Source organism: Streptomyces phyllanthi (genome assembly GCF_009377205.1).
GTDB classification, from domain to species: Bacteria; Actinomycetota; Actinomycetes; order Streptomycetales; family Streptomycetaceae; genus Streptomyces; species Streptomyces phyllanthi.
In genome coordinates this window covers 1-9,562 of sequence record NZ_VJZE01000366.1, presented here as the reverse complement: position 1 = coordinate 9,562, position 9,562 = coordinate 1, and the positions used below count along the sequence as shown (strand labels likewise).

Genomic DNA, 9,562 nt, shown 5'->3' with positions numbered 1-9,562 from the left:
GCCCACCGGCCCGCCGGCTGCCGGGGCCCGGCGGACGGGCCGCCGCCGCGCTGCCTCCCGGGCGCACCGACGCCGAGCCGAACTGCCCGCCGTGAACAGGGGGGTTGATAGATTTGCGTGAGTGACGGGCGGCAACAAGTGCGAGGTCCGTCGCGAACGGACGGGGGACGAATGGCTTGGGAAGAGTGGGAAAGGGCCAAGGCGGCGGCGTCGGAGGGCCGGGCCGACCGGATGCAGCTGAACGAGGCCCCGCCGGGAGGTTCCGCGGACGCGGATCTCGTGGTGCACCAGGACGACCTGGGGGCCGTCGGCCACGAGGCGTTCGTCCTTCACGGCGAGCTGACGAAGAAGGCCGACATCGCCGGGGCGGGCGCGGACAGGAACGGATCCGGGTCCACGATGCAGGCGGCCGCCACGCTCAAGAGCCACAACCTCGGGCTCGGTTCGGAACTGGAGTCGACCGTCGAGATCTGGACCTCGCAGGTGAAGCACGTCCTGCAGGCCTGCGCGCACATCTCGAACCACCTCGACTACAGCAAGAAGCTGCACGCGCAGGAGGACGCCCGGATCGCTGCCGAAGTCCGCGGCCGTACGGGGCCCTTGCCGGTCTCGGCCCTGAACGACTACTTCAAGTAGGAGGGCCCGTGGGAAAGCTCTCGTACTCGGATCTCATGGCCCTGGACCTCACCAAGCTGGGCACGGCCGCGTCCGACTGGAGGACGATGGCCGGTGAACTGGCCAAGCTCACGACCGACGTTCAGGACGGCTTGATCAGGAAGTCCGACGGGGCCCGTTGGAAGGGCATCAACGCCAGTGTGACCAAGGACTTCGTACGCAAGACGGGCAAGGAGTTCTCGGACCTGCAGACGGAGGCCGAGAGCATCGCGAACGTCCTCGCCGACGCGCACGCCGAACTGACGCGCTACCAGAAGCAGGCGCAGACCCTCACGGACTCCGCACGCAAGGGTGACCCGTCCCGTAAGCCGCCGGACCCCGGACTGCTCGTCTTCGACGGCCCGGCCGGCACGGTCCGCGTCACGGAGGCGGTGTGCACGCCCGAGGGCCCCGACCAGCGCACCAAGGACCGCGTCCAGTGGTACGCGGACGCCCTCACCGGAATCCTTCAGCACGCCGCCGAGGTCGACGCGGCGGCCGTGCGCGCACTGCGCAAGAGCCACGGCAACGACCCGCACAACGCGGGTCACGCCCGATACACGTCCCTCGACGAGGAACAGCTGCCGCGCGCGAAGGAACTGGCAGGGCTCGGCGGGGACGCGAAGCCGGAGCAGCGGGCCGAGCTGCGGCGGCTGTGGGAGTCCCTGAGCCCCGAGGCGCGGGCACAGCTCTGGCTGGCGCAGAAGGACGACCTGATGGCGGCGGGCATCCTGAGCCCCACCATGCCGCAGATCGCGCCCGACGCGGGCGCGGGGAAGCACGGCTCCGAGTCGGCGGGCTTCGACGAGTGGGTCACCAAGCAGAAGATGGAACTGCTGACGGAGGGCGCCGACTGGAAGGGCATGACGGACGCGTCCCGCCACATGGCGCACTACCTGGGGAACAGCGGCAGTCCCATGAACCTGCCCGTGGACAAGATGATGACGGACGTCCCCGGCTTCAGGACGTACGTCGACGACATCGTCCGGCTGAACCAGGACGACTGGCGCAAGCAGGCCCTCGACGAGTTCCGCAAGAACGGCGGAAAGCCGGTCGCCTTCCCGGTCGAGGCGAAGCAGCCCGAGGGCTTCTACTTCCGCCAGCAGGACGACCCCAACTGGTTCTACGCGGTGGGCGGCGCCAACACGAACGTCACGGGTGTGGTGACGGCCGTTCCGGATGCGAACGGCAATCCCAAGATCGGTATCGACTACCAGGCGAACGTCTGGGACCGCTACAACTGGGACGAGGGCAAGGGCGTCAACGTCGGCCCGCTGGACATCCCCGACGGCGAGATGGCCAAGTTGCACCGGGTGGGCCTCGCTCAGGAGTTCGACATGGCGGGCAGCAGCAGCGTCAAGCACTACGATCTCGGCTCCTCGGAGCCCAACGACGACCCGCTGCCGGGTCCAGACGACAGCAGGGACGGACGCGTGAACCCCGGTCGGGAGCAGCAGCAGGACCGCACGACCGGCAGGGCGCCGGAGAGGGCGGACGGCCGATGAACGACGTCTACGCGTACCGGGCACCCGAGGGGGACGGCAGGGGCGACGGCAGTGGCGACGGCGGGGGTGGCCGTCGCCGCGGGTGGCTCGTCGCAGGCGTGGCCGTCGGCGTGCTGGCCCTCTCGGGCGCCGTGGTCGCGGCGGGGTGGCTCTTCGCCGGCCAGGACGGTGACCAGGGCGGCGACGGTGCCGGCGACCGCGCGGCGCAACAGGCGGCGGACGCGAAGTGGGCCGAGGGGGTCACGCCGCGGTGGATGAGCGAGCGAATGGGCCTCGACATCCCCGCCACGGCCGGGTCCCCACGGGCCGCGTACGAGGTCACCTCCCGCTTCGACACCGGTCTCCTCACCTTCACGCTGACGAGGCCCGAGGCCGAGACCTACCTGGAGGAGCATCCGCCACAGGGCAAGTGGCTCGAGCCCACCTCCGCGCAGGCCGACGTCACCCCTCATGACTTCGCGCACCTCGGACTCCCGGAACCGGAGACGTTCAAGGACGGTGTGCGCTACGGCTACGTCTGCCCCGGCGCGGCCGAGGCCGGCGGGGATCCCGGTGCGTCCGGCGCTCCCGGCGCTCCCGGCGGTCCGGACGTCACGTCCGACGAGCGCTGTGTCCGCCTGTACGCACACGAGTACTCCGCCAAGCGCACCCGCATCTATCTCCGCGCCCACTTCGACCCGGGCGTCAGCCCGCTACCCGCGACCCCGTCCTCATAGGTCCCCAGGTCCCCAGGTCCCAGGCCCCGGCATCGGCGGCCGGGCGGCGAGTGGCGGACCACCCCCGACCCCGTAGGCTCGGTGGAGGGGGTGTGCCGCGGCAGCCGTGCCAGTGCGGAGGGTCGCCCGATGACCTGCCAGTACACCGTCACATTCGACTCCGGGGCCGATCCTGCCACCGTTCGGGTCGGGGGCAAGTGCGCCGGTCTGCTGACGATGACCGGTGCCGGGGTGGCGGTGCCGCCCGGCTTCGCGGTGACCGTGGACGCCTTCGACGCGCTGCTCGACAGCGGTGGCCTTCGCGCGGAGATCGACTCCCTCCTCTCCGGACTCGACGTCGAAGACCCGCCCGGTACCAGGACATGCGCCGCCGAGATACGCCGGCTGGTCGGCGAACGGCCCGTGCCGTCCCGGGTCGCGGCGGCCGTCACCGCTGCCTACCGGGTCCTCGGGGACGACGGAGATGCGGGGGGCGGCAGAGATGACGGAGGCGACGGAGGCGACGGAGATGACGGGGGCGCCGGGGGCGTCCCGGTGGCCGTTCGGTCCAGTGCCGAGACGGAGGACCTGCCGACCCTGAGCTTCGCCGGGCAGTACGACACGTACCTGTGGATCCGGGGGGCCGACGCCGTCGTGGACGCCGTACGCCGCTGCTGGGCCAGCCTCTGGACCACCCGCGCGATCGCCTACCGTGCCACCAACGGCGTGCCCGAGCGGGGGCAGAGCATGGGGGTCGCCGTGCAGAGGATGGTCGACGCACGCTCGGCGGGTGTGGCCGTGACCCTGAACCCGGCCGACGGGGACCCCTCGAAGATCGTCATCGACGCCGGCTGGGGGCTCGGCGGACCGGTGGTGTCCGGTGAGGTGACCCCGGACAACTACCTCGTGGACAAGGTGCTCCTCCTCCCCGTACGGACGACCGTGGCGCCGAAGCAGTACGAGATCGTCGCCGCTCCGGACGGAAGCGGGATCGTCCGGCGTGCCGTCGAGGACGCCCGCAGGCAGGAGCCCTGTCTGGCACCCGCCGAGGTCACCGCGGTCGCCCGGCTGGCCAAGGCCGTCGAGCGCCACTACGGCTGCCCGCAGGACATCGAGTGGGCCATCGACCGTACGCCGGGTCCGCCGTCCCGGGCCGGGGCCCCGGCCCGGGACGGCGGACCCGGGGTGCTGCTGCTCCAGGCGCGGCCCGAGACGGTCTGGAGTCGCAGGCCCCGCGCGGCCGCCGCGGTGGTGCGCGGGGCGGGCGTCACCAGCATCGCCGACACCATGCTCGGCCTCGGGACCCTCCCGACCTGAGCGACCCGGGGTGCCTGGGCGGCCTCCCCCCGGGCCGCCCAGGCACCCCGGGACCGACGAAGGGACCTCGCATGGCGACCCAGCCGCACACGACGTCCGGAGCGCACCCGGCATCCGGCCCGCGCACGGCCTTCATCAGCCCCTACGAGCATCCGGTGCCCGCCGGGGCCGAGGGCTGGCAGAGCATGTATCCGTACCACGTGCTCTTCCAGCCCGAGCGGCGTGAGAGGGACGAGTCGAGGTTCTGGTTCTGCGACAGCCAGCACTGGCCCACGGTGCTCAAACCCTTCGAGACGGTCGGCCCCGAGCTGGCGGCGAAGTGCCTGGGCCAGTTCAACACCCGGCACTTCCTCGTACCGCCCGCGAACGGCATGGACTGCCGTATCCACCAGGGCTACGTCTACCTCAGCCCGATCGTGGTGCCGCAGGACGAGGTCCCGGCGCGGGTACCGGAGTTCCTGCGGCGCGCGGGGCACTACTTCCAGCACTGGGACGAGCTCGTGGACAACTGGAAGGGCAAGGTCCTCGACACGATCAGGGAGCTGGAGGCGCTCCGGTTCACCGAGCTGCCCGAGGTCCAGCCGTACGAGGAGATCGAACGCGGTCTCGGGCTGGACGCGACCGACGCCCTGCTCGGCGGGTACGACCGCCTTCTGGCGCTGTGCCACCGGGCCTGGCAGTACCACTTCGAGTTCCTCAACCTCGGCTACGCGGCCTACCTGGACCTCTTCCAGGCGTGCCGGCAGTGGTTCCCCAACATCCCCGACCAGGCCGTCGCGACCATGGTCCAGGGCGTGGACATGGAGCTGTTCCGCCCGGACGACGAGCTGAAGCGGCTGGCGAAGCTGGCCGTCGAACTGGGTCTGGAGCACCGCCTGACCGGCTCGGGCCCCGGCCCCGGCCCCGCTCCCGAGCGGGACACCCTCGCCGCCGTCGCCCGGGAACCCCGGGGCCGGGAGTGGCTGGACGCCTGGGAAGCGGTCCAGGACCCGTGGTTCAACTTCACCTCGGGCAACGGCTTCTACGCCGGCGACCGGTACTGGCGGGACGACCCCGCGCTGCCCCTCGGGTACGTCCGCGACTACGTCCTGCGACTGCGCCGCGGCGAGAACGTCGACCGGCGCGTGACCGAGCTCGTCGCCGAACGCGACCGGGTCTCCGGCGAGTACGCCGCCCTGCTCGACCCCGACCGGCGCGGCGACTTCGAGGCCAAACTGAGGCTCGCCCGGCAGGTCTACCCGTACGTGGAGAACCACAACTTCTACATCGAGCACTGGTCCATGGGCGTCTTCTGGCGCAAGGTCCGGGACCTGTCGTCGCTGCTGCACCGGGCGGGCTTCTGGCCCGGCGAGACCGGCATGCTCTATCTCACGCGCGACGAGGCCCGCGGCGCGCTGTTCGACTTCGCGTCCGGCTGGGCGCGGGGCTCCGCTCCGGTCGGCCCCGACCACTGGCCGCCCGAGGTGGACCGACGGCGCCGGATCGTACGGGCCCTCGCCGCTCAGCCCCCCGAGCCGGCGCTCAACCGGCCGCCCGCGGCCGTCACGGAGCCGTTCAGCATCATGCTGTGGGGCATCACCAGCGAACGGGTCGCGTCCTGGCTGGCCGGCCTCGCGGCCACCGGCGACCTGTCCGGTCTGGCCGCCTCGCCCGGACTCGCGGACGGCCCGGCCCGGATCGTCCGCAGCGCCGACGAACTGGACCTCGTCCAGGACGGGGAGATCCTCGTCTCGCCGGTCACCGCGCCCAGCTGGGCCCCGGTGTTCGGCCGGGTACGGGCCACCGTGACCGACATCGGCGGGGTGATGTCCCACGCCGCCATCGTCTGCCGCGAGTACTCCCTGCCCGCCGTCACGGGGACCGGGACGGCGTCCACCCGTATCAGGACGGGGCAGCGGATCCGGGTGGACGGCACGGCCGGCACGGTCACCCTCCTCGACTGAGCAGGCGTGCGGCGAAAGGAGACCGGTATGCCCCCCGACCCGCGGCCCCCTGAGCGGCCTGCCCCCGATCCACTTCACGCCGTTCCCCTTCACACCGTCCCGCTCGCCCCGTCGCACGTCCCCCCGGCGGACCAGGTGCCCGCGCTGGTACGGCTCACCGGGGTCGAGCAGGAGATCTGGGACCGCGCCCTGCCGTATCTCGACGTACGCGACAACGACGCGCATACGCTCTACGCCCACGGCCTCGCCGCCGCACTGCTGAACGCGGTGCCGCGGGCCCGTGCCGAGATCGTGCTCCCGGCGATCCTGCTGCACGACACCGGCTGGAAGTCCGTCGACCCGGCCCGCATCCTGCCCGCCATCGCCCCCGGCACCCGCGACCCCGAGATCGTCCGCAGACACGAGACCGAGGGCGCCGTCATCGCCGCCCGCATCCTCGGCGACATCGGATACCCGCCGGAGGACACCGCCCGGATCGTGGCGATCGTCGACGGCCACGACACCCGGCCCCACGCCCTGAACGCCGACGACGCGGTGGTCAAGGACGCCGACAAGCTGTGGCGGCTCACCCCGCACGGGCTGCGGACCATCGGCTCCTGGTTCTGCCTCGACGCCGAGCAGACGCTGCGGCTGGCCCTGGCGCACACGTACGACCGGCTGCTCACCGAGACGGCACGCGCGATCGGCCGTGCCCTGGCCGCCATCGCCGGGCTCGACCACAGCCCGCAGCGGCCGGCGCTCAGCGGCCGAGGGCCCACGGGTGAGCGATGGACGTAGGGATGGAGGGGTGGGCGTAGGGATGGACGCAGGGGTGAGAGGGGCACGTTCGGGTTGATTGTGGACAGGGTGCGCACCACGCTGGACGACATGGACGGGTCGTACCTCCTCGGACTGGTCGTGACCGACCGATGGGGTCTGATCACCGGGTGGAGCTCCGGGGCGGAACGCCTTCTGGGGCACACGGCCGCGGAGGCCGTGAGGCAGCCGGTGGCGGAACTGCTGGGCCTGGCGCCGGCGGACGTGGAGGCCGCGGCCGGCCACGACGGCCACGACGGCCACGGCGGTCACGAGGGTCACGACGGCCCCGACGGCCCCGACAGCTCCGTCAGCTCGGACAGTTCCGACAGTTCCGAGAGATCCGACAGGTCCGAGGAACGGCACACGGCGCTTCCGGTCCGGCACAGGGACGGCAGCCTGCGGACGCTCCCGGTCTCCCGGTATCCCCTGGCCGGCGGCGCGGTCGGGCCCGACGGCTCCGGCGGGTCCGGCACGTCCGACGGGCCGGGTTCGGTCCTGGTGATCGGCCCGCCGCCGGGCCGGTCCGCGCCACGGGAGAGGGAGACCCTGTCCGCCTGGGCCCTCGAGGCCTCGCCGATGGCGCTCGCGGTCTACGACACCGACCTGCGCTGCGTATGGCAGAACGACCGGATGCGCCGTCTCGGCGGCGGCCCCGACGCCGTGGCGTGGGAGGAGCGGATGCGGCTGGCGCTGCTCACGGGCGAGGAACAGGTCGGCGAGATCAAGGGAAGCTTCTCGGCCGCCCCGGCGGAATCCTCCTCCAGGGTCCTCAGCGTCTGGGCGACACCGCTGCGGGACGACCGGGGCCAGACGCTCGGTGTCTGCGCCACCGTGACGGACGTGACCCGGGCCGGCCGCGACCGGGAGCGCCTGGCCCTGCTGAACGAGGCGAGCGTCCGTATCGGCAGCACCCTGGACGTAACCCGGACCGGCCGCGAGCTGACCGAGGTGGTGGTGCCCCGGTTCTCCAACTTCGCCCGCGTCGACCTGCTGGAGGCCCTGCTCAGGGGCGACGAGCCCGCGCCGGGACCGATCGCCGGGGCGGTACGCCTGCGCCGTATCGCGGAACTGAACCTCTTCGAGGGCGTCACGGAGGTGCAGGACGCCGCCGACGACTCCGACGTGTACCTCGCCAACTCACCCGCGGCGCTCTGCCTGGCCAGCGGACGGTCGGCGGTGTACCGGACGACGGACCCGGTGATCCGCGCGTGGCTGGGCCGGAGCCCCGCCCGGCAGGCGAAGGTCGACCGGTACGAGACCCACTCGTGGATGCTGGTGCCGGTCAGGGCCCGGGGGACGACGCTCGGTGTCGTGATGTTCGTCCGCAACCGGGAGACCCCCGAGCCCTTCGAGCCGGACGACCTCTCCCTGGCCGAGGACCTGGTGGCCCGGGCGGCGGTGTGCCTGGACAACGCGCGCCGGTTCACCCGGGAACGTACGGCGGCGCTGGCGCTCCAGCGAAGCCTGCTTCCGCAGCGGCTGCCGGACCAGTCGGCGGTGCGGGTGGCCTCCCGGTACCTGCCCGCGTCACCGAGCATGGGCGTCGGGGGCGACTGGTTCGATGTGATCCCGCTGTCGGGCGCGCGGGTGGCGCTGGTGGTCGGGGACGTGGTGGGGCACGGGATCCACGCGGCGGCGGCCATGGGACGGCTGCGGACCGCCGTACGCACGCTCGCGGACGTCGATCCGACCCCGGACGAGCTGCTGACCCGACTGGACGACCTGGTGATCCAGCTGTCCGCGGAGTCGGGCGGTGACCTGGGCGGCGATCCGGCGGCGGACATCGGGGCCACCTGCCTGTACGCGGTGTACGACCCGGTGTCGGGGCGCTGTTCGCTGGCCAGGGCCGGTCATCCGGCGCCCGCCCTGGTGTCACCGGACGGGACGGCGGGGTTCCTGGACCTCCCGGCCGGGCCGCCGCTCGGCCTGGGCGGTGTGCCGTTCGAGTCGGTGGAGATGGCGCTGCCGCCGGGGAGCCTGCTGGCGCTGTTCACCGACGGCCTGGTCGAGTCCCGGCGGCACGACCTGGACGTACGGGTGGAGACGCTGCGCACCGCACTGACCGCGCCGGCCGGCTCACTGGAGGACCTGTGCGACCACGTCGTACGGACGATGCTCCCGGACGGCCCCGCCGATGACGCGGCGCTGCTGCTGGTGGGGACCCGGGTGCTGGACGCGCCGCGGGTCGCGGCCTGGGACGTGGAGGCGGACGCCGCGGCGGTGGCGCGGGTCCGGACGGAGAGCGTGCGCCGGCTGGCGTCCTGGGGTCTGGAGGAGGCCGCCTTCGTGACCGAACTGGTGGTCAGCGAACTGGTGACGAACGCCATCCGGTACGGCGGTTCCCCGATCCAGCTGCGGCTCATCCACGACCAGGTGCTGACCTGCGAGGTCTCGGACGCGAACAGCACCGCGCCCCATATGCGGCGGGCCCGGGCGTTCGACGAGGGTGGCCGGGGCCTGCTGCTGGTCGCCCAGCTGACACAGCGGTGGGGGACGCGGCAGACCCCGGCGGGCAAGACGATCTGGTGCGAGCAGAGCCTGCCGGCCGGGACGGGACCGGAGGGGGCGGTCGCGGCGTGAGAGGGGCGGTCGCGGCGTGAGGGGGACGGACGTGGCGTGAGGGGGACGGTCGCCGCGTGAGGGGGACGGA

At 72.7% G+C, this 9,562-nt stretch carries 7 protein-coding genes; all 7 read left to right on the top strand.

Going from position 1 to position 9,562, the window contains the following annotated elements; all coding sequences use genetic code 11:
* Positions 1-171 precede the first annotated feature (171 nt).
* On the top strand, positions 172-636 hold the full coding sequence (locus tag FNH04_RS34420; RefSeq protein WP_152789774.1) for a hypothetical protein: 465 nt from the start codon (positions 172-174) through the stop codon (positions 634-636).
* 8 nt (positions 637-644) lie between these two features.
* Positions 645-2,159, top strand: a complete 1,515-nt coding sequence (locus FNH04_RS34415) for a hypothetical protein (protein ID WP_322724686.1) — start codon at positions 645-647, stop codon at positions 2,157-2,159.
* The gene (locus tag FNH04_RS34410) at positions 2,156-2,875 is read left to right on the top strand and encodes a hypothetical protein (protein WP_152789773.1); all 720 of its coding nucleotides are present in this window, start codon (positions 2,156-2,158) and stop codon (positions 2,873-2,875) included. The genes FNH04_RS34415 and FNH04_RS34410 overlap by 4 nt, the downstream gene beginning before the upstream one ends.
* A 129-nt stretch (positions 2,876-3,004) precedes the next feature.
* On the top strand, positions 3,005-4,171 hold the full coding sequence (locus tag FNH04_RS34405) for a PEP/pyruvate-binding domain-containing protein (RefSeq protein ID WP_152789772.1): 1,167 nt from the start codon (positions 3,005-3,007) through the stop codon (positions 4,169-4,171).
* A gap of 71 nt (positions 4,172-4,242) precedes the next feature.
* Positions 4,243-6,114 carry a PEP-utilizing enzyme gene (locus FNH04_RS34400; RefSeq protein ID WP_152789771.1) on the top strand — a complete coding sequence of 624 codons (1,872 nt, stop codon included), beginning with the start codon at positions 4,243-4,245 and terminating at the stop codon, positions 6,112-6,114.
* Positions 6,115-6,141: 27 nt separating this feature from the next.
* Positions 6,142-6,891 carry an HD domain-containing protein gene (locus FNH04_RS34395; protein ID WP_152789770.1) on the top strand — a complete coding sequence of 250 codons (750 nt, stop codon included), beginning with the start codon at positions 6,142-6,144 and terminating at the stop codon, positions 6,889-6,891.
* A gap of 69 nt (positions 6,892-6,960) precedes the next feature.
* A complete protein-coding gene (locus FNH04_RS34390) occupies positions 6,961-9,492 on the top strand; it encodes a SpoIIE family protein phosphatase (RefSeq protein WP_322724683.1) in 2,532 nt (843 codons plus the stop codon).
* The last annotated feature ends 70 nt before the right edge of the window (positions 9,493-9,562 follow it).

Excerpts from the sequence above, each read along its gene's own strand:
- FNH04_RS34420 (WP_152789774.1), top strand. The coding sequence starts at position 172 with ATGGCTTGGGAAGAGTGGGAAAGGGCCAAGGCGGCGGCGTCGGAGGGC.
- FNH04_RS34410 (WP_152789773.1), top strand. The coding sequence starts at position 2,156 with ATGAACGACGTCTACGCGTACCGGGCACCCGAGGGGGACGGCAGGGGC.
- FNH04_RS34405 (WP_152789772.1), top strand. The coding sequence starts at position 3,005 with ATGACCTGCCAGTACACCGTCACATTCGACTCCGGGGCCGATCCTGCC.
- FNH04_RS34400 (WP_152789771.1), top strand. The coding sequence starts at position 4,243 with ATGGCGACCCAGCCGCACACGACGTCCGGAGCGCACCCGGCATCCGGC.
- FNH04_RS34395 (WP_152789770.1), top strand. The coding sequence starts at position 6,142 with ATGCCCCCCGACCCGCGGCCCCCTGAGCGGCCTGCCCCCGATCCACTT.